Origin of the sequence: Catenuloplanes indicus (genome assembly GCF_030813715.1) — a bacterium.
Classification (GTDB): domain Bacteria; phylum Actinomycetota; class Actinomycetes; order Mycobacteriales; family Micromonosporaceae; genus Catenuloplanes; species Catenuloplanes indicus.
On the sequence record NZ_JAUSUZ010000001.1, the window covers coordinates 6,872,287 to 6,891,369 of the forward strand.

At 73.5% G+C, this 19,083-nt stretch carries 16 protein-coding genes; 8 read left to right on the top strand and 8 right to left on the bottom strand.

From position 1 onward, the window contains the following. Positions 1-32 precede the first annotated feature (32 nt). The 3 genes from J2S42_RS31215 to J2S42_RS31225 all read left to right on the top strand — a co-directional run bounded on the left by J2S42_RS31215 (position 33) and on the right by J2S42_RS31225 (position 1,375). Complete coding sequence (locus tag J2S42_RS31215) at positions 33-533, top strand: macro domain-containing protein (RefSeq protein ID WP_307244883.1); 501 nt, start codon at positions 33-35, stop codon at positions 531-533. Continuing rightward, complete coding sequence (locus J2S42_RS31220; protein ID WP_307244885.1) at positions 530-886, top strand: VOC family protein; 357 nt, start codon at positions 530-532, stop codon at positions 884-886. Before J2S42_RS31215 ends, J2S42_RS31220 begins: the two co-directional genes overlap by 4 nt. A 66-nt stretch (positions 887-952) precedes the next feature. Next, positions 953-1,375: a DUF1232 domain-containing protein gene (locus J2S42_RS31225; protein ID WP_307244887.1), complete on the top strand. Its 423-nt coding sequence runs from the start codon at positions 953-955 to the stop codon at positions 1,373-1,375. Positions 1,376-1,474: 99 nt separating this feature from the next. On the opposite strand, the gene J2S42_RS31230 is transcribed toward J2S42_RS31225, so the two are convergent. Then, positions 1,475-2,842, bottom strand: coding sequence for a methyl-accepting chemotaxis protein (locus J2S42_RS31230; protein ID WP_307244889.1), 1,368 nt, complete (start codon positions 2,840-2,842; stop codon positions 1,475-1,477). Between the two features lie 734 nt (positions 2,843-3,576). Then, positions 3,577-4,743 carry an RtcB family protein gene (locus J2S42_RS31235; RefSeq protein WP_307244890.1) on the bottom strand — a complete coding sequence of 389 codons (1,167 nt, stop codon included), beginning with the start codon at positions 4,741-4,743 and terminating at the stop codon, positions 3,577-3,579. Positions 4,744-4,881: 138 nt separating this feature from the next. Here J2S42_RS31235 and J2S42_RS31240 point away from each other — a divergent pair, with 138 nt between their 5' ends. Both J2S42_RS31240 and J2S42_RS31245 read left to right on the top strand, forming a co-directional pair. Then, the gene (locus tag J2S42_RS31240) at positions 4,882-6,306 is read left to right on the top strand and encodes a sigma 54-interacting transcriptional regulator (protein ID WP_307244892.1); all 1,425 of its coding nucleotides are present in this window, start codon (positions 4,882-4,884) and stop codon (positions 6,304-6,306) included. 4 nt (positions 6,307-6,310) lie between these two features. Then, the gene (locus tag J2S42_RS31245) at positions 6,311-8,284 is read left to right on the top strand and encodes a vWA domain-containing protein (RefSeq protein ID WP_307244894.1); all 1,974 of its coding nucleotides are present in this window, start codon (positions 6,311-6,313) and stop codon (positions 8,282-8,284) included. A 199-nt stretch (positions 8,285-8,483) separates the two neighbouring features. On the opposite strand, the gene J2S42_RS31250 is transcribed toward J2S42_RS31245, so the two are convergent. From J2S42_RS31250 to J2S42_RS31265, 4 genes are all read right to left on the bottom strand, one after another. Beyond that, the gene (locus J2S42_RS31250) at positions 8,484-10,004 is read right to left on the bottom strand and encodes an aldehyde dehydrogenase family protein (protein WP_307244896.1); all 1,521 of its coding nucleotides are present in this window, start codon (positions 10,002-10,004) and stop codon (positions 8,484-8,486) included. 31 nt (positions 10,005-10,035) lie between these two features. Further along, positions 10,036-10,554, bottom strand: coding sequence for a hypothetical protein (locus J2S42_RS31255; RefSeq protein WP_307244898.1), 519 nt, complete (start codon positions 10,552-10,554; stop codon positions 10,036-10,038). A 134-nt stretch (positions 10,555-10,688) separates the two neighbouring features. After that, the gene (locus J2S42_RS31260) at positions 10,689-11,090 is read right to left on the bottom strand and encodes a TIGR03668 family PPOX class F420-dependent oxidoreductase (RefSeq protein ID WP_307244900.1); all 402 of its coding nucleotides are present in this window, start codon (positions 11,088-11,090) and stop codon (positions 10,689-10,691) included. Between the two features lie 3 nt (positions 11,091-11,093). After that, positions 11,094-11,627 carry a hypothetical protein gene (locus J2S42_RS31265; RefSeq protein WP_307244902.1) on the bottom strand — a complete coding sequence of 178 codons (534 nt, stop codon included), beginning with the start codon at positions 11,625-11,627 and terminating at the stop codon, positions 11,094-11,096. Positions 11,628-11,868: 241 nt separating this feature from the next. On the opposite strand from J2S42_RS31265, the gene J2S42_RS31270 reads away from it, so the two are divergent. The 3 genes from J2S42_RS31270 to J2S42_RS31280 are packed head-to-tail and all read left to right on the top strand — an operon-like array spanning position 11,869 to position 15,661. Further along, positions 11,869-13,566: a long-chain-fatty-acid--CoA ligase gene (locus tag J2S42_RS31270; protein ID WP_307244904.1), complete on the top strand. Its 1,698-nt coding sequence runs from the start codon at positions 11,869-11,871 to the stop codon at positions 13,564-13,566. Between the two features lie 47 nt (positions 13,567-13,613). Further along, positions 13,614-14,744, top strand: coding sequence for a cytochrome P450 family protein (locus tag J2S42_RS31275; protein ID WP_307244906.1), 1,131 nt, complete (start codon positions 13,614-13,616; stop codon positions 14,742-14,744). Between the two features lie 17 nt (positions 14,745-14,761). Then, positions 14,762-15,661, top strand: coding sequence for a phosphatase PAP2 family protein (locus J2S42_RS31280; RefSeq protein WP_307244907.1), 900 nt, complete (start codon positions 14,762-14,764; stop codon positions 15,659-15,661). Positions 15,662-15,777: 116 nt separating this feature from the next. Here J2S42_RS31280 and J2S42_RS31285 read toward each other — a convergent pair whose 3' ends face one another. Further along, positions 15,778-16,164 carry a response regulator gene (locus tag J2S42_RS31285; protein WP_307244908.1) on the bottom strand — a complete coding sequence of 129 codons (387 nt, stop codon included), beginning with the start codon at positions 16,162-16,164 and terminating at the stop codon, positions 15,778-15,780. Positions 16,165-16,284: 120 nt separating this feature from the next. Next, on the bottom strand, positions 16,285-19,071 hold the full coding sequence (gene hrpB / locus J2S42_RS31290) for an ATP-dependent helicase HrpB (protein ID WP_307244910.1): 2,787 nt from the start codon (positions 19,069-19,071) through the stop codon (positions 16,285-16,287). Between the last annotated feature and the right edge of the window lie 12 nt (positions 19,072-19,083).

Here is a 19,083-nt window from a genome sequence, read left to right on the forward strand (position 1 = left end):
TGATCCGGCCGGGTGCGAGAGGGGAGACGGCGATGCCGGTGATCGAGGTGGTGCTCGGTGATCTGGTCGCGCAGCGGGTGGACGCGATCGTCACCGCGGCGAACGAGTCGCTGCTCGGCGGCGGCGGGGTCGACCGGGCCGTGCACGCGGCGGCCGGGCCGCGGCTCGCCGAAGCGGGGTCCGCGCTCGCGCCGCTGGACCCGGGAGACGCGGTCGCCACGCCCGCGTTCCGGCTGGACCCGCCGGTCCGGCACGTGATCCACACGGTCGGACCGGTCTGGGAGGGCGGTGGCTACGACGAGGCGGCCGTGCTCGCGTCCTGCTACCGGCGCTGCCTGGAGGTCGCGGATGCGCTGGGCGTCCGCACGCTCGCGATCCCGGCGATCAGCACCGGCGTGTACGGGTACCCGCCCGAGGAGGCGGCGCGCATCGCGGTGTCGACGCTGCGCGCCACGCGTACCGGGGTGGAGCTGGTGCGTTTGGTCGCGTTCGACGAGGGAAGTAGGGATCTCCTGACGCGGGAGGTGTCATGACGGTCCGTTTCGCACAGTGGACGATCGACGCGCTCGACGTGGAGCTGATGGCGTCGTTCTGGAGCGCCGCGCTCGGGTACCGGGTCGAGCGGGAGGCGGACGGTTCCGCGCACCTCCGGTCGCCGGCGGACGGCGAGCCGAGCGTGTGGCTCCAGCCGGCCGGCGGCGTGAAGCGGGACAAGAACCGCAACCATCCCGACCTGCTCCCCGCCACCGGGGCCACGGTGGACCAGGAGGTGGAGCGGCTGCTCGCGCTCGGTGCGACCCGGGCCGACGTGGGACAGCGGGGCGACGAGCCGTTCGAGGTGCTGGCCGACCCGGAGGGGAACGAGTTCTGCGTCCTGCACCCGTAGTTTCACTCATTCCCGGGTGCGGAGCGCCGACGGGCGGTAGCGTGACCGGAGCGCTACCGTAGCGGTATGTCTGTGGAAGGACGACTGCTCGTCGCCGGGATCGCCCTGCTCATGCTCGCGATGCTGGCGGGCGCGATCGTCCTGGGCTTCCGCGTCTGGAAGATGCGCCGCATGCTCACGGAGCTGGGCGCGGGCGGCAAGTTCGCGTTCTGGGGCGCGATCGTCTACACGATCTCGCCGGTCGACCTGCTGCCCGATCCGATCCTGCTGGACGACCTCGGCGTGCTGGCGGGGTCGCTGCTCTACCTCACCCATCTGGTCCGCAAGGTGCACGCGAGCCGCCGTCCGCCGGTGCAGCACGGCGGGCCGCTCTACACGCCGCCCCCGGCGCCGCCGCTCGCCGCGCCGCCCTATGCGCAGCAGGCGCCGTCCGCTCCGGCGCCGCATCGCCCGCTTCCACCGGCCGGCCCGAAGCCGCCGTCCGCCTGAGCGGTGTGCCGGCCCGCCCGCGTGAGCGGCCGGTCAGTCTGATCCGACTCACGACTCAGTGCCGGCTGACCATCGGCTCCGTTCTTCCGGACCGGCGACTCAGTCGGCGTTCTCGGTGAGGCGGTCGCCGCGGCGGGCCAGCATCTTCAGGCCGGGGATGCCGGCCAGCGCGAGCCGCAGCTCCCGGGTGACCTCCAGCAGCTCGTGGATGTCCGGGCCGACGCGGTCCAGGGTGCGCAGGATCGGCAGGATGCTCTCGGTGACGTGCCCGGTGAGCTTCGGCAGCTCGTCCACCAGCCGGATCGCGGCATCGACCTCCTCCGGGGACAGCTGCTCCACGAACCGGTGCGCCATCGGCGCCGCGCGGTAGAGCGCCGGCGCATACGACGCGAGCAGGTCATCGGCCGTGACCGCGGTGTTCTCCACGCGTGCGACCAGCGCGGACGCCCGGCTGGCCACTGTCTCCGCGCCGGTCACCACACCCTCCGCGGACCCGGCGACCCTCGTCGCGGTCTCGATGATCAGCGCGGCTTCCTCGATCGCCTTCGTCGCGGCCGTGCTGATCAGTACGACCTCGTTGATCGCGGCCTGCGCCTCGCCGACCAGCGTGCCGGCCGTGCCCACGGTCTCGCCGGTGCGGCCGATCAGACCGCTTGCCTCACCCAGCAGCGCCTCGATCGCGGTCACCGCGTGCTCCGCACGCGTGATCAGCCCAGCGGCCCCGCCGATCGCCTGATCCGCGTGCGCCACCAGCACACCGGCTTCGTCGATCGTCCCGCCGGCCCGGCTGACGAGTGTGCCGGCCTGGTCGATGGTTCCGCCGGCGCGGGTGACGAGGCTCCCGGCCTGGTCGATGGTTCCGCCGGCGCGGGTGACGAGTGTGCCGGCCTCGTCGATGGTGGTGCCGGCCGTGACGACCAGGCCGTCGGCGGTGGTGATGGTCTGCCCGGCGCGGCCGACCAGCAGCTCCGCCGTACCGACCGTGGTCTCGACCCGGGCGACCAGCTCCTCCGCGATGCCGACCGTGGTCTCGACGCGCGAGATCAGGGCCTCGGCCGTGTCGACCGCGGCGCCGACCCGGCCGGTCAGCGTCTCCACGTCGCCGAGCACCGTCAGCAGCCGGCTCGGAGCCGTGGCCAGTGCGACCGCGGTGGAGGCCGCGCCCCGGGCCACCTCGGACGCCACGTCGCGGGCCGCACCCGCCACGCCCGGCGCACCGGCGACCATGCCCTGTGCGACGTTCAGCGCCCCCTGCGCCACCCCGATCGCGCCCTGCGCGGCCAGTAGGCTCGCATCCACCACGCCGCGGGCAGTCTCGGACGCGAGCCGCCCCGCCGGGTTGTCACGGGCGGCCCGGCCGATCGCGCGATGGGCGACCCCGCTGAGCGAGGCGGCGCCGAGCGCGGCCCCCTCCAGCGCGGCGCGACCGTAGCCGAACAGGTCAGCGGGTCGAGGTAGCGGAGCCATACCCCCATTGTCCCCCGCCCCGGCCACCACCAACCACGCACCGTGAGACACCCACCGGCCAGGCCGGCCGGACGGTGCGAGCGGCACCGACAGCCCACTGCGCCACGTCGGTCTCGGGCCGGAGCCGGCCGTGTTGAATGCCGGCGTGCCGGGCACGACTCGTATGGCCGGGCCCGCGCACCGTGGCAGGCGGCGGTTACCGCCGGAGCCGCCGCCTGCCACGCGCCGGGGAGCGCGAGCGGCGGCGGCCCATAGCGGTCCGGGGATGAAGCGGGTGCGGCGCCGGATCATCGGAACGCCGGCCTCGCCCCAGCGCGAGCAGTACGCCGCCGCCCGCGATCACCGCGGTATGCGTGCTGGTGATCGGCAATTCGCCACTGCACGCGGTGCCGCTACACCGCGGTGCCACTGCACGCGGTGCCACTGCGCGCGCTGCTGGCTGCACGAGCTGCCGTTGCACGGTTGCCACTGCACGCGCTGCCACTGCGCGCGCTGCTGGCTGCACGAGCTGCCGTTGCACGGTTGCCACTGCACGCGCTGCCACTGCACGCGCTGCCACTGCGCGCGCTGCTGGCTGCACGAGCTGCCGTTGCACGGTTGCCACTGCACGCGGTGCCACTGCACGCGCTGTCACTGCACGCGCTGCGAACTGCACGCGCTGCCGGCCGCCCGCGCCGCCGTCCCTGGAGGCGTGGTCGTGGCCGGCGTGGCCGCGCGCTGGGCGTACCCCGGTGTCAGTCGCCCTTGACGTTGATGAACTGGCGCAGCGTGTGGCGGATCTCGACCAGGTCGGCCGCGTCCGTCATCACCTGGTCGATCGGCTTGTACGCGGCCGGGATCTCGTCGATGAACGCGTCCGTGTCGCGGTACTCGATGCCCTTCATCGCCTCGCGCAGCTGGTCGCGGGTGAACGTGCGGCGCGCGGCCGAGCGCGAGTAGTTGCGGCCCGCGCCGTGCGGCGCCGAGTTCAGCGCGACCGGGTTGCCCTTGCCGACCACCACGTACGACGCGTCGCCCATCGAGCCGGGGATCAGCCCGGGTACACCGCGCGCCGCGTTGATCGCGCCCTTGCGGGACAGCCAGACCTCCCGGCCGAAGTGCGTCTCACGGGTGGTGTAGTTGTGGTGGCAGCTGACCCGCTCGGACTCGATCACGGCCTCGCCCTGCCACTCGGCGAAGCAGGCGACCACGCGGTCCATCATCTCCTCGCGGTTGAGCAGCGCGTACTCCTGCGCCCAGTTCAGCGCCGCGATGTACGCGTCGAACTCGGCCGTGCCCTCGACCAGGTACGCCATGTCGAGGTCGGGGAGGTCGATCCAGTACCGCTTCATCAGGTCCCGGGCGACCTGGATGTGGTGGCCGGCGATCCGGTTGCCGACGCCACGCGAACCGGAGTGCAGGAACAGCCAGACCATGCCGTTCTCGTCCGTGCTGCACTCGATGAAATGGTTGCCGGAGCCGAGCGAGCCGAGCTGCAGGTCCCACTTGGCCGCGAAGTCCGCCGGATCAAATCCTGCTTTATCCGACATCTCGGTCAGGTGGGCCACGCGCGCGGCGGCGGACGCGGTCAGCGACGTGTTCGCCCCGCCGGCCGACAGCGGGATCGCCCGCTCGATCGCGACCCGCAGCTTCGACAGGTCCCCGGTCAGCGACGACCGGTGGAACTGCGTCTTCACCGCGGCCATGCCGCAGCCGATGTCCACGCCCACGGCGGCCGGGATGATCGCGCCGAGCGTCGGGATGACCGAGCCGACGGTCGCGCCCTTGCCCAGGTGCGCGTCCGGCATCAGCGCCAGGTGCGGGAATATGAACGGCAGCGTGGAGGTCCGTTCGGCCTGCTCGCGAGTCTTCGACTCAAGGATGCTCGCCCAGTTGACGAGCCGCTCGTTGATCTTCTCCACGGTGACGTTCCTCCCCTCGGAACAAACAAGAACGAAGATCAGCCTGCCGTACGTACGGAATGGAAGCAGCCGATTTTTCAGCCGCCAGCGGACAAACAAAAGCGGCGGAGCCTCCGTTTCGCGGGCTAGGTTCGGTGGGTGACAGAAACGCCAGAGGCGCTTGTGCCGAACCCGCCCGCCGGCCTGCCCCGCACGATCGGGGAGCTCAAGGCCGCCGGCCACATCTTCCGGACCGTCAAGGAGGAGCTGCGCGAGAACCTGCTCGCCCAGCTCCGCAGCGGGGAGAAGCGCTTCCCCGGCGTCGTCGGCTACGACGACACGGTGCTGCCCGAGGTCGAGCGCGCGCTGCTCGCCGGGCACGACATGGTCCTGCTCGGCGAGCGCGGCCAGGGCAAGACGCGCCTGATCCGCTCGCTGGTCAACCTGCTCGACGAGTGGACGCCGGTGCTGCCCGGCTCCGAGCTCAACGAGCACCCGCTGCGGCCGCTCACACCGTCCGCCCAGGCCCAGGTCAGGGAGACCGGCGACGACACCCCGATCGCCTGGCTGCACCGGAGCATGCGGTACGGCGAGAAGCTCGCCACGCCGGACACCAGCGTCGGTGACCTGATCGGCGACGTCGACCCCATCAAGATCGCCCAGGGCCGTACGCTCGGCGACCCGGAGACGATCCACTTCGGCCTGGTCCCGCGCACCAACCGCGGCGTCTTCGCGGTCAACGAGCTGCCCGACCTGGCCGAGCGCATCCAGGTCAGCCTGCTCAACGTGCTGGAGGAGCGGGACATCCAGGTCCGCGGCTACCAGCTGCGCATGCCGCTGGACATCCTGCTGGTCGCGTCCGCGAACCCGGAGGACTACACGAACCGCGGCCGGATCATCACGCCGCTGAAGGACCGGTTCGGTGCGGAGATCCGTACCCACTACCCGGTCGAGCTTGAGATGGAACTCGACCTGGTCAAGCAGGAGGCCGATCTGGCCGCCGAGGTGCCGGACCACGTGCTGGAGATCGTCGCCCGGTTCGCCCGCGCGGTGCGCGAGTCGCCGAGCGTCGACCAGCGCTCCGGCGTCAGCGCCCGGTTCGCGATCGCCGCCGCGGAGACCGTCGCGGCCGGTGCGCTGCGCCGGGCCGGGCTGCGCGGCGAGGCCCAGCCGGTCGCGCGCGTGGCGGACACCACGTCGATCGTCTCCACGCTGCGCGGCAAGGTCGAGTTCGAGAGCGGCGAGGAGGGCCGGGAGATCGAGATCCTGGCGCACCTGCTGCGCACCGCGGTCGCGGACACGTTCCGGGCCAAGCTGTCCGGCCTCGACCTGTCCGGCTTCACCGACCTGGCCGCGGACGGCACGATCATCGAGAGCGGCGACATGGTCAGCGCGGACGAGCTGCTCAACCAGGTCGGCACCGTGCCCGGCCTGGCCAAGGTGCTCGACCGGCTCGGCCTCGGCGACGCGCCCACCCGCGGCGAGGCCGCGGCCGGTGTCGAGCTGGTCCTGGAGGGGCTGCACCTGACCCGCCGGCTGGCCAAGGACGTCACCGACGACGGCCGCACGATCTACGGGAGCTGACACGATGGCCGGAAACCGGTTCCGGTACGGCGCGTGGCGGGACGGGCCGGACCCGCTCGCCCCGCCGTTCGACGTACGGGCCGCGGTGGACCAGGTCGGCGGCGAGATCCTGGAGGGCCGCAACCTCCGGGACGCGCTGCGCGACCTGCTGCGCCGCGGCCCCCGGGGCGAGCGCGGCCTGGACGACCTGACCGCGCGGGCCAAGCGCATGCGCCGCGAGGCGATGCGCCGGGGCAACCTGGACGGCGCGGTCACCCGCTCGCGCGCGCTGCTCGACCAGGCGCTCGCCGCGGAGAAGGACGCGCTCAACCGCAGCGACGACCCCGAGGCGATCTTCAAGCACGCGCAGCTGGACAACCTGCCGCGGTCCACCGCCCGCGCGGTCGAGGAGCTGTCCGGCTACGAGTGGACCAGCGACGAGGCCCGGCAGCTCTATCAGCAGATCCTCGACGGTCTGCGGAACGAGGTGCTGGAGCAGCGCTTCGCCGGCCTGAAGCAGGCGCTGCAGAACGACCCGCAGGCCGCCGCGCGGATGGCCGAGATGATGACCGACCTCAATGCGCTGCTCGAACGGCACGCCCGCGGCGAGGACACCACGGACGCGTTCGCCGAGTTCATGCGCCGGCACGGCGACATGTTCCCGGAGAACCCGGAGACCGTCGACGAGCTGATCGACGCGCTGGCCCGCCGGGCCGCGGCGGGGGAGCGGCTGATGCGCTCGCTCTCCCCGTCGCAGCGCGAGGAGCTGGAGAGCCTGATGGCGCAGGCGTTCGGGAACTCCGGGCTGGCCGAGCAGATGGCCGCGCTCGGCGACAACCTGCGCACGCTGCGGCCGAACCTCAACTGGGGCGGGCGCGAGCGGGTGCAGGGACGCGGCGAACTCGGCTACGGCGACGCGGCCGGTGCGCTGGAGGAGATCGGCGACCTGGACGACCTGATCGACCAGCTCGGCCAGGACCATCCCGGCGCGACGCTGGACGACGTGGACGTCGAGGCCGTCGAGCGACAGCTCGGCCGGTCCGCGGCGGACGACGTACGCCGGCTCCGCGATCTAGAACGTGAACTGCGCCGGCAGGGCTGGGTGCAACGCGGCCAGGACGGGCTCACGCTCAGCCCGAAGGCGCTGCGCCGGCTCGGCGGCACCGCGCTCCGGCAGGTCTTCGCGCACCTCGGCGACGGCCGCCGCGGCCAGCACGACCTGCGCTCCGCCGGGGCCGCGGGCGAGCTGACCGGCGCGTCCCGCCCGTGGGAATTCGGCGACGAGCAACCGCTGGACGTGGTGCGCACGCTGGGCAACGCGATCCGGCGTACCGCGTCGTCCGGTCAGGCCCCGATCCCGCTCCGGCTCCAGCCGGACGACTTCGAGGTCGCCGAGACCGAACGCCGCGCGTCCGCCGCCGTCGCCGTGCTGGTCGACCTGTCCTACTCGATGTTCGCCGACGGCCGGTGGGGCCCGATGAAGCAGACCGCGCTCGCGCTGTCCCACCTGGTCGCCACGAAGTTCCCGCAGGACGCACTGGAGATCATCGGCTTCAACCGATACGCCGTGCGCCTCACCCAGCAGGAACTCGCGGAGATCGAACCCACCCGGCTCCAGGGCACGAACCTGCAGCACGCCCTGATGCTGGCCGGCCGTCACCTGCGCAAACACCCCCAGGCCGAGCCCGTGGTGCTGGTCATCACGGACGGCGAGCCGACCGCCCACCTGGACGCCGACGGCGAGGCCTGGTTCGACTGGCCGACCACCATGGAGACACTGCGCGCCACGCTCACCGAGGTCGACCACCTCACCCGCTACGGCGCAACGTTGAACACGTTCATGCTCGGCGACGACGAGGGCCTCCGCCGCTTCGTCGAGGGCCTGGCCCGCCGCAACGGCGGCCGCGTCTTCGCCCCCGACGCCGACGAACTCGGCTCCTACGTCGTCTCCGACTACATCCGCGCCCGCCGAGGCCGCCGCGGCGGTTTGGCCGCCTGAGCAACCCGTTCCCGGCGCCGGTCGTTCGCGACCGGCGCCGTTCTTTTTGTCTGCCCAGCTTCCGGCGGCCGCTGTTGCGCGGGCACCGGTGCGATGCACCTTGATCTTGAAGGTGGGCGTGGTGCGGGCCCGCGTTTCCCGCCTGCGGGAGGGCCGCGCTTGCTGTCGCCGAAGGCGGTGTTGCCCTCCGTCGTGCTTTTCAGAGGCGGAACGAGAGGTCGGCGGTCAGATCGGTGACGTCCATCTGGGCTTTCTGGAGGTGGCCGGAGTGGTCCCAGTTCATCGACTGCCAGCGGGTGAACTGGTCGAGGACCCAGCGGCCGGACTGGCGGCTGCCGTTGCCGGACTTGCCGTTGCCGCCGAACGGGAGGTGCGCCTCGGCGCCGGAGGTGGAGTTGTTGACGCTGACCATGCCGGCCGAGACGCGGCGGCGGAACGTGAAGACATCGGCCGGGTCGGTGGTGTAGATGGCGCTGCTCAGGCCGTATCCGGGCAGGTTGGCCAGGCGGATCGCGTCGTCGAGCGTGTCGTAGGGGAGGATGCCGACCAGCGGGCCGAACGTCTCGTGCAGGAAGATCGGGTCGGTTTCGGTGAGGCCGGCGACGATCGTGGGGTGGTAGTACAGGCCGGCCTCGGCGGAGCCGGTGAAACCCTTGCGGGGTGCGTCCGCGGTTATCCGGCCGGTCGCGGACGAGCCGGAGACCGTGTGGTGCGGCGCGATCCAGCCGAGATACTCGTCGAAGCGGGCGGCGAAACGCGCGTCGAGCAGCGGGCCGAGCAGCACGTCGCCGGCCGGGTCGCCGATCGGGGCGGCCTCGACCGCGGCGGTGAACCGGCGCAGGAACTCGTCGTGCACGCTCCGGTGCGCGATGACCGTGCCGAGCGACGTGCAGCGCTGCCCGGCGGTGCCGAAGCCGGCGAAGAGCGCGCCCTCGACGGCCAGGTCCAGGTCCGCGCTCGGCGTGACCACCATGGGATTCTTGCCGCCGAGTTCCAGGCACGGTGACTGCAGATGCCGGCCGCACAGCTCGCCGATCCGCCGCCCGACCTCGGTGGAGCCGGTGAAGCCGACCTTGTCGACCAGCCCGGCGTCGAGCGCGCGGGACAGCCCGGTGAACGTGTCGTCGCCGTCCGCGAAGACCAGCTGGAGCACGCCGTCCGGCAGCCCGGCCGCGACGAACAGCCGGTGGAGCGCGTGCGCGGACGCGGCGGCGTACTCGGCCGGCTTCCACACCACGGTGTTGCCGGTGAGCAGCGCGGGAACCAGGTACCAGGACGGCACCGCGACCGGGAAGTTGCCCGCGGTGATCACCGCGACCGTGCCGACCGGGTTGCGGAACGTGAACAGCTGCTTGTCCGGCATCTCGCTCGGCACCGTCTCGCCGTACAGGCGCCGGCCCTCGCCGAGGAAGAACTCGCAGGTGTCGACGATCTCCCGGACCTCACCGAGCGCTTCCGCGTACGGTTTGCCGATCTCCCGGGTGACCAGGCGGGCCAGCGTCTCCGCGTTCGCCTCGACCAGCCGCCCGGCCGCGCCCATCACCCGGCCACGGACCGGCGCGGGCACGTCGGCCCAGGCGGGCTGGCGCTCGTGGGCGGCGGCGCAGGCGGCGACGAACGTGTCCGCGTCGCCGAGCGCCACCTCCGCGACGACGTCATCGGTACGGGCGGGGTTGCGGGACAGATAGACGGTGCCCGCCGGGTGCGACGTGATCCTCATCGACGTACGATCCCACGGCCCACCGCGCCCGTCATCGAAGTTGATCAAAGGGCGTGTGCTCGACCAGGACCCGGCCGCCGCTGTACAGCGAGATCGCGCCCTCGATCTCCGCGCGCGAGGTCCGGTTCAGCCAGCCCGCGGTCACGATCGCCACGTGCGCGCCCGTCCTGGCGTGCACCCGGAGGAACTGCCGGTGCAGCATCGTGCCCGGCGCGGCGACCGCGCCCGGGTCGCGCAGTGTGAACAGGATCGCGGGAACCAGGCCGAGCTTGCCGAGCCGGGCGCTCTCCACCTGCCACCACGGGACGACCGTGTCGTATCGGTGCCAGGTCAGGGTGCGCGACCGGATGCCGGCGTCGGAGATCAGTACGGGGCGGCGGCTCTGGACCACCGAGGACGCGGCGAAGAAGAGGGACATGGCCGTGCCGGCCAGATTGACGAGGAGCGGCCCGGTCATCGCGATGCCGGCGAGGAAGAACGAGACGAAGGCTAGGTGACCGGCGGCGTAGAAGGGGAGAGTCGTCTGCACGCGGAACTCTTCGCGGGGCACGGCCGCGATCGTACGAACACCGGTCGAGGTGCACATCGGACGGGCGTCCGTGACGTCCGGGATGAGCGGCCACGAGACGGAGGTGCGAAGGACGAGTTCGTCGGCGCGCACGAGCGACAGCCTAGGCGCGGCCGTCAATCATCCCGATAGGACCAGCCGGACCAGGACGTGATGGTGAGCACGAGCGTCGGCCCGGTCGGTGGCGTCGCGGCGTACTGCGGGTACTTGGCGGTGAGCGCGTCCAGTGCGTCCGCCGGCGCCGTGTCCAGCACGGTGAGCGTGCCGTCCACCCGGACCCACCACAGCCGCGTCCAGTCGTCGTCGTACTCGTCGATCAGCAGGGACGCGACGCCGGTCTCCCGCGCGTTGGCCAGGCGGCGCAGCCGTACCGTCCGCTTGGGTTTGTGGTCGACCGCGCTGACGATCCGCTCGCCGGCCAGCGCGAAGCAGATCGGCACCAGGTGTGGCCGGCCGTCCGCGCCGACCGTGGCCAGTCGGCCCACGCGCGCCGCCGCCACCCGGGCGCGGAGATCCATCGCCTACCAGCCGGTGAAGCCGGCGGCCGCGAGCGTGCGGGTCAGTTCCGGCAGGTGCAGCGCGCTGATCAGGTGCATCGCCTCCGGGTGGCGCAGTTCCGCGGCCGCGGCCAGGTCGCGGGCGTCCGGCGCGGTCAGCCGGTCCACGTCCTCCGGCACCGGGGCGATCGCGGTCGCGGCGACGGCCAGATCGGCGTCGGTGAGCAGTGCGGCGGCCCAGCTGGCCAGCACCTCGTCGACCTGTGCGCGCCACGGCTCGCCGGGCGTCGGGTGCACGTCGGAGCCGGTCAGCCAGTCCAGCCGCCCGGCGCCGCCGGTGCCGGTGATCAGCAGCAGGCCGGCCTCCAGGTCGGTCGGGTAGCGCAGCCGGGCCGCGATCGCGACCGCCGCCCGGACCTGCTCCTCGGCGAGCCGGAAGGACAGGAAACCGGGCCGCGGCGGGTACGCCGAGAGCAGCCAGCGCGTCGTCGCATGGATCACCGGGGAGAGGTCGGTGAAGGGTGCCGACCCGGTTGACTCGATCGGCTCGGTGGTCATGAGAACCTCGCAAAGGCGTTGCTGCGCTTGGAGACTCGCCGTGCGACGATGCGAGCGAGCAGGCCTCATGGTAGGTGAGCAGGGCCCGTCCGCCAGCCCCGTCCTCGGGTGAACCCGAAAAAATTACCCGTTCGCGGGGTGATCAATCGGACTTGTGGACATCGATGCACCCATGAGCGACGCTCGGTTTCCGATCATCCGGCTGCTAACCTACGGAAACGTAGGTTACGGATCCGTAGGAGTGCGCGTGGCAGACGATCGGCCCTGGCTGGCGGCCTACCCCGAGGGAGTCCCGGCGGACATCACGGTCCCGGAGACGCCGCTGACCGCGAACCTGGACGCCGCCGTGGCGCGCTTCCCGGACCGCGTCGCGCTCGACTTCCTCGGCGCCGCCACCACGTACCGGCAGCTCGGCGACCAGGTGGCCCGCGCCGCCGGCGCGCTGTACGAGCTGGGCGTGCGGGCCGGTGACCGGGTCGCGCTGGTGCTGCCGAACTGCCCGCAGCACGTGGTCGCGTTCTACGCGGTGCTCCGGCTCGGTGCGATCGTGGTCGAGCACAACCCGCTCTACACCAGGGACGAGCTGGCGCACCAGCTCGCCGACCACGGTGCCCGCGTCGCGATCGTCTGGCAGAAGGTGGCGTCGCTGGTCGACGCGACCCGGGATCGCACCGGCGTCGAGACGATCGTCGCGGTGGACCTGCCGGCCGCGCTCCCGCTGGTCAAGCGCCTCGCGCTGCGGCTGCCGATCGCCCGCGCGCGGAAGACCCGCGCTGACATGACCGGCCCGGCCCCGGCGTCCGCGCGCAGCTGGGAGAAGCTGGTCGCGCAGGCGGCGCCGATCGCGGACGCGGTGCCCGGCCCCGGCGTCGACGACACCGCGGTGCTGCAGTACACCGGCGGCACCACCGGCACGCCCAAGGGCGCGATCCTCAGCCACCGCAACCTGGCCGCGAACGCGCAGCAGAACCTCGCCTGGGTGCAGGGCCTGCGGTACGGCGACGAGGTGTTCTACGCGGTGCTGCCGATGTTCCACGTGTACGGCCTGACGCTCTGCCTGACCACGTCGATCACGATCGGTGCGACCACCGTGCTGCTGCCCCGGTTCGACCCGGGCATGGTGCTGGACGCGGCCAAGCGACGTCCGCCCACGTTCTTCCCGGGTGTGCCGCCGATGTACGACCGGCTCGGCGCGGAGGCGCGCAAGCGCGGCGTCGACCTCTCCTCGGTGCGGTACGCGATCTCCGGCGCCATGACGCTGCCGCCGGACACGGTCGACCGCTGGGAGAAGATCACCGGTGGCCTGCTGATCGAGGGCTACGGCATGACCGAGACGTCGCCGATCACGGTCGGCAACCCGATGTCGAAGGGGCGCCGGCCCGGCTCGATCGGCGTGCCGTTCCCGTCCACCCGGGTCCGCCTCGCCGACCGCGAGGACCCGTCCGTGGACGTGCCGCCGGGCGAGCCCGGCGAGCTGCTCATCCAGGGCCCGCAGGTGTTCTCCGGGTACTGGAACCTGCCGGAGGAGACCGCGCGGGTGCTGCTGCCCGGCGGCTGGATCCGCACCGGCGACGTGGCCGTGATGAGCGAGGACGGCTACCTGACGATCGTCGACCGGATCAAGGAACTGATCATCACCGGCGGCTTCAACGTCTATCCCTCCGAGGTGGAGGAGGTGCTGCGCCAGCACGCGGACGTGGCGGACGCGGCCGTGGTGGGCGTGCCCGGCAAGGACGGCGGCGAGCAGGTCGTGGCCGTGGTGGTGCCGGCCGAGGGCACGCACCCGGACCCGGAGACGCTGCGGGCCTGGGCCCGTGAGCGGCTGGCCGGTTACAAGGCACCGCGCCGCATCGTGATCGCCACGGAGCTGCCGCGCAGCATGATCGGCAAGGTGCTGCGCCGCCAGGTCCGGGAGAAGCTGCTCGCCGACGGCTCCTGACCCGCGGCGCGGGTTTTCCGGCCGGACGGCCGGGTAGTTCCGTTGCCATGAGCGTTTCCGGAACCGCGGTCGGTGCGCCCCGCACCGAGAGCGGCAGGGCGGCACGGCGCCGGCCGCCCCGGGCCACCGCGTGCGACACGGTCCGCGTGCTGACCCGGGTGCTCGCCCCCGGCGTCGCCCGGGGCGTGGTCACGCCGCGCCCGTGGGCCGGCCGGTTCGCGCTGGACCGGTTCGCGGATTCCGAGATCAACCGCCTGCGTGACCGATACGGGCTCGGCCCGCTGCGCCTCACCGTGCCGGGCCGCTCGGTCGCGCTGATCCTGGACGAGGGCCACGCCCGGCGTGTGCTCTCCGGGGAATTCCCGCCGGTGGGACGGGAGCGGCGCAGCGCGCTGGCGCACTACACGTTCGGTCCGCTGCCGGAGACGATGCCACCGGCGGAACCGCCGGGCGACGTCGACCGGATCGTCCGCGAGGAGATCCGGCCGCTGGCAGCGGACGGCACGATCGGCTGGGACGAGGTGCGGCCCGCGCTGCGCCGCGCGGTCCGCCGGATCGTGCTCGGTGCCGGTGCTCGCGACGACGACCTGGTCACCGGCCTGCTCGACCGGCTTCGCACGGACGCGAACTGGGGTTACCTGCGCCGCCGCCGCGACCCGGTGCGCTGGCGTTTCCTGGCCCGGATCCGTGCGCACCTGCGCCGCGCCGGCCGGGACGATCTCGCCGAGCGGGCTCCGCACCTGCTCGCCGAGCTGGAGGACGCGGGCGCGGTGGCGTACCGGACGCTCGGCCTGCTGGCCGCGCACCCGGACGCGCTGGCCGCGGCGCGCACGGACGTCACGTACCTGCAGGCCTGCGTGCGGGAGGCGCGGCGGCTGTGGCCGGACGAGCCCGCGGTGCTGCGCGACACCCGCCGCAAGACGCGCTGGGACGGCGCGGAACTGCCGGCCGGGACCACGCTGATCGTCCCCACGGTCTGGCTGCACCGGCCGGCCCGGTTCGCGCCGGTCGCGTCCACGCTCCCGCCCGATCCGGCGCTCCGGACCGCGACCTCGATGATCAAGAGCCTGATCGACGGGTACGACGTGCGCCTCTCCGGGGCCGGCGACCTGAGCCCGATGCCACGCACGCTCCACCCGTCCGAGCTGCGCTTCTCGTTCCGGCGTTCACAGCTTTGAGCACTACTGTCGGCCGGATGGACCGGCGGCGGCGATACCTCGCGATCTGGCTCGTGCTGCTGACCGTGGCGCAGGCCGCCGCGCTGCTCGCGGTCTACCGGGTCTTCGTGCAGACCCGGACCGGCCAGGCCGTGGACACCATCGCGCTGACCGCGAACTGGATCGGCTACGAGGAGCTGTACCGCCCGGTGACGCTGGTGCTGAACACGATGTCCGTGGTGTCGCTCGCGCTGGTGACCGCGCTGGTCTTCTTCATCGCGGTGTACCGGCGGCGCTTCCGGCTCGCGGTCGTCGCGATCGTGGTGATCGCCGGCGCGAACGTCACCACCCAGCTGCTCAAACACCAGGGGCTGCGACCGGAGTACGGCATCGACCCGTGGCGGGAGGGCAACACGCTGCCCAGCGGCCACACCACGATCGCGGCCTCGGTGGCGATCGCCTTCATCCTGGTCCTGCCGCGCGCGATCAGCGCGGCAGGGACGCTGGCGCTGGCCGGGTGGGCCGCTTTCGCGGGCGTGGCCACGCTCGCGGCGGGCTGGCACCGGCCGAGCGACGCGGTGGCGGCGTTCCTGGTCGCGGGTGCCTGGGCGTCCGCGACCAGCCTGCTCCTCGTACCGTCGCCGCTCGCCCTTGATCCTGCTTCGGACCGGGGCGGTCCGCGCGGTGCCGGCCCCGGGTGGGCCGCGGGTACGCTGCTGGGTGGCGGCGTGGCCGCGCTGGTGCTGGCCGGGCTGCTGCTGTGGCTGACGTCCGACGTGATCAACTGGTCGATCGAGGAGCTGAGCCGGACCCGGCTGCTGGCCGCCTACGCGGGCGGCGCGGCCGGCATCGCCGGCACCGCGGGCGTGGTGCTCGGCCTGATCGCCGCGACCGTGCCACACCTGGTGCCACCACGCACCGTCACCCCACCTCCGTGAGGATCGGCGGCCCGGCCGGGGATCTCTTGCGGGAGAGCCGGTGTTCCGGCCGGCACGGGCCGCCGAGGCGCGATCCTACGGTCCGCGCCGTTCAACGTTGAGCCTGGGGTCGGTGGTCAGCGGCGGACCGCGCGCAGCGCCGCGGTGGCGAGCGCCGCCTCGACCGTCTCCAGCAGGTGGCGTGACTGGAACGGCTTCGGCACCAGGTAGTCGTGCGGGCTCGGCGGATCGTTCAGCTCCTCCGCCCGGAGCGAGCCGCTGGCCAGCACGATCGGCAGGTCCGCGGTCTCCGGGGTGAGCCGGAGCGTATTGCGCACCTCCAGGCCGGTCATGTGCGGCATCTGGTTGTCGATGATCAGCACGTCCGGCCGATCCGCACGGACCCGGGCCAGCGCCGCGGCGCCGTCCTCCTCGACCGTCACGACGTGACCGGCGCGGCGCAGCACGGCCGCCACGATGGCGCGTAAGTCCGGATCGTCGTCGGCAGCGATGATGGTCGCCATACGTCCTCCCAGTACCGTAGCAGCCGGTGTGCTCCAACTGCTTTCAAGCACTAAAACACCATATGTCGGTTTTTTCGTCTGAATTGGTGTCAGGAAGCCGACAGTGGTGGTTTGCCGGGATCAGCCCCTGCGCGGCTGCGCCCGTCTCGTCGGCGGCGCGGTGGTCGGGTCCGCCGGCCACGGATGCCGCGGATAACGCCCCCGCATCTCGGCTCTCACCTGCGGATACCCGTTCTCCCAGAAGGACGGCAGATCCGCGGTCACCGCCACCGGACGCCCGGCCGGCGACAGCAGGTGCAGCACCACCGCGACCCGCCCGTCCCCGACCATCGGCGCCCGAGCCCACCCGAACGCCTCCTGCACCTTCACCGCCAGCACCGGCGCACCCGGATCCGTGTAGTCCAGCCGCACCCGCGACCCGCTCGGCACCGTCACCCGCTCCGGCGCCACCTCGTCCAGCCGGGCCGCCTCCCGCCACGGCAGCAGCCGCCGCAGCGCCGTACCCAGGTCCGCGCTCCGCAGATCCCGCAGCCGCCGGGCCCGGGCCAGCTCCGGACCCAGCCACTCGTCCAGCCGCTCCAGCAGCGCGGCGTCGCTCACGTCCGGCCAGGGCTCGCCCAGCGCGGCCCGGCAGAACGCCAGCCGCCGGCGCAGCGCCGTCGCCTCCGGCCGCCAGTCCAGCACCGCGCTCAGACCGCGTTCCGCGAGCGCGTCCCGCAGCGCGGCCGTGACCAGCGCCCGGTCCGGCTGCGCGAGCGGACGCTCCCGCAGCACCAGCGCACCGAGCCGCTCCACGTACCGCGCCCGCAGCTCGTCACCGTCCCAGACCACCTCATCGGCCGCGCTGAGCAGCGGCGCACCCGCCTCGCGCGCGGTCGCCTCATCGATCACCGCGGCCAGACGAACCCGCGCGCTGGCCCGCCCGGCCGCCCGATCGGCACCCGCGATCGCCAGCCACGGGCTGCCGGCCAGCGCCGACCGGTCCGCCAGCTCGGCCGCGGTCCCACCGGCCATCAGATACCCGCCGCTCCCGGCCGCCCGTGCCCGCGCCAGCCACTCCGGATACGCCAGCCCGGCCACCAGCCCCGCCGCCAGGTCATCAGGCAACCGCCCGCCGCCTCGCCGCGCGCCACCCGGCACATCGGCCGGTCCGGTGGCGGCAGGCGGCAGGACGCCGTCGTCCGGGGAGGCGGCGGCGCGGAGACGGCGAGACTCGGCACGCCAGCGGGCGGAGGCGGCCGGGTCGGCGCCGGTGCGCAGCGCGCGCCAGGCCGCGGCCAGGTCGTCGCGGCGACCGGTGAGCGTGTCGTCCGAGAGCAGCGCGACCACCTCGGCCGCGCGGTCCGCGCCGGCCGCCGGGGTGCCGTCGAGCAGGGCACGGGCCAGCCGCGGGTGGGCACCCACCCGGGACATCGCCCGGCCGCGCGGCGTGACCCGGCCGTTCGCGTCGACCGCGCCGAGCGCCCGCAGCGTGGTCGTGGCGACCTCCAGCGCGGCCGCCGGAGGCGGGTCGGGAAGCGCGAGCCCGCTGCCGTCCGGTGCGCCCCAGACCGCCAGCTCCAGCGCGAACGCGGTCAGATCCGCCGCCGCGACCTCCGGCTCCGGGAACGCGGGCAACCGCTCGTGCTCCGCCTCCGCCCAGCACCGGTAGACCCGCCCCGGCGCCTCCCGCCCGGCCCGGCCGGCCCGCTGGGTGGCCGCGGCACGCGACACCCGCACGGTGGCGAGCGACCCCAGCCCCCGAGAAAGATCCATCCGGGGTACGCGACTGAGCCCCGCATCCACCACCACGCGCACGCCCGGCACGGTCAGGCTGCTCTCCGCGACCGCACTGGCCAGCACCACCCGGCGCCGCGCACCCGGCCGCAGCGCCGCGTCCTGCGCACCCGAGTCCTGCCGCCCGTGCAGCGTGACCAGGTCGACGTCGCCGCGCAGCCCGGACAGCCGACCCGCCACCGCGCCGATCTCCCCGTCACCCGGCAGGAACACCAGCAGGTCCCCGTCACTCTCCGCCACCGCTCGCCGCACCACGGCCGCCACATGATCGAGGAACCGCGGCTCCACCCGCATCCCGTGCGGCGGCGGAATCGGCCGCTCCGGCGGCGCCCACACGACCTCCACCGGGAACACCGCCGCGGTCGCGGTGACCACCGGCACCCCACCGGCCACCACCGGCCCCCCGCCCACACCGTTCGCCGCGCCGGCGACGGTCCGGGGATCGGTGTCCGGTGTGGCGCCGGCCTCCGGGTCGGCGAGGCAGCGCGCGATGCGGTGGGCCTCGGCGGTCGCGGAGGTGGCGAGGACCAGCAGATCGGGACGGAGGTTCGCCCGGACGTCGGCCGCGAACGCCAGCGCGAGGTCCGAGTCCAGGTGCCGTTCGTGGCATTCGTCCAGGATCAATGCGGCGATCCCGGGCAGTTCCGGATCTCGCTGCAACCGGGCGACCAGGACACCGGTCGTGACCACCTCGACGCGGGTCCGCGGGCCGACCTTGCGCTCGCCGCGGACCGTGAATCCGACGGTCTCGCCGACCGGCTCCCCGAGCAGCGCGGCCATCCGCCGCGCGGCGGCGCGGGCCGCGACCCGCCGCGGCTCCGCGACCACGACGCGACCGGCGCGCACCGGAAACCCGCCGCCGGTGCCGGCCGCGCCGCCGGTGCCGGCCGCGCCGGTCACCGGACCGGAGCCGGTATCGGTGCCGGATCCGGCAGCGGAGCTGGAGCTCGCATCCGTGCCGGAGCCGGCAGCCGCGCCGTTCAGGGCGGCGGCCAGCGCCAGCGGGACCACCGTCGTCTTGCCGGTGCCCGGCGGGGCGACCAGCACGGCCGCGCCGTGCTCGCGGAGTGCGGGGATCAGTGACGGCAGGACCGCCTCGACCGGGAGACCGGTGTTCTGCCAGCCCGTCACGAAAATCGCCGC

Excerpts from the sequence above, each read along its gene's own strand:
- J2S42_RS31215 (WP_307244883.1), top strand. The coding sequence starts at position 33 with ATGCCGGTGATCGAGGTGGTGCTCGGTGATCTGGTCGCGCAGCGGGTG.
- J2S42_RS31220 (WP_307244885.1), top strand. The coding sequence starts at position 530 with ATGACGGTCCGTTTCGCACAGTGGACGATCGACGCGCTCGACGTGGAG.
- J2S42_RS31225 (WP_307244887.1), top strand. The coding sequence starts at position 953 with ATGTCTGTGGAAGGACGACTGCTCGTCGCCGGGATCGCCCTGCTCATG.
- J2S42_RS31230 (WP_307244889.1), bottom strand. The coding sequence starts at position 2,842 with ATGGCTCCGCTACCTCGACCCGCTGACCTGTTCGGCTACGGTCGCGCC.
- J2S42_RS31245 (WP_307244894.1), top strand. The coding sequence starts at position 6,311 with ATGGCCGGAAACCGGTTCCGGTACGGCGCGTGGCGGGACGGGCCGGAC.
- J2S42_RS31250 (WP_307244896.1), bottom strand. The coding sequence starts at position 10,004 with ATGAGGATCACGTCGCACCCGGCGGGCACCGTCTATCTGTCCCGCAAC.
- J2S42_RS31260 (WP_307244900.1), bottom strand. The coding sequence starts at position 11,090 with ATGGATCTCCGCGCCCGGGTGGCGGCGGCGCGCGTGGGCCGACTGGCC.
- J2S42_RS31265 (WP_307244902.1), bottom strand. The coding sequence starts at position 11,627 with ATGACCACCGAGCCGATCGAGTCAACCGGGTCGGCACCCTTCACCGAC.
- J2S42_RS31275 (WP_307244906.1), top strand. The coding sequence starts at position 13,614 with ATGAGCGTTTCCGGAACCGCGGTCGGTGCGCCCCGCACCGAGAGCGGC.
- J2S42_RS31280 (WP_307244907.1), top strand. The coding sequence starts at position 14,762 with ATGGACCGGCGGCGGCGATACCTCGCGATCTGGCTCGTGCTGCTGACC.
- J2S42_RS31285 (WP_307244908.1), bottom strand. The coding sequence starts at position 16,164 with ATGGCGACCATCATCGCTGCCGACGACGATCCGGACTTACGCGCCATC.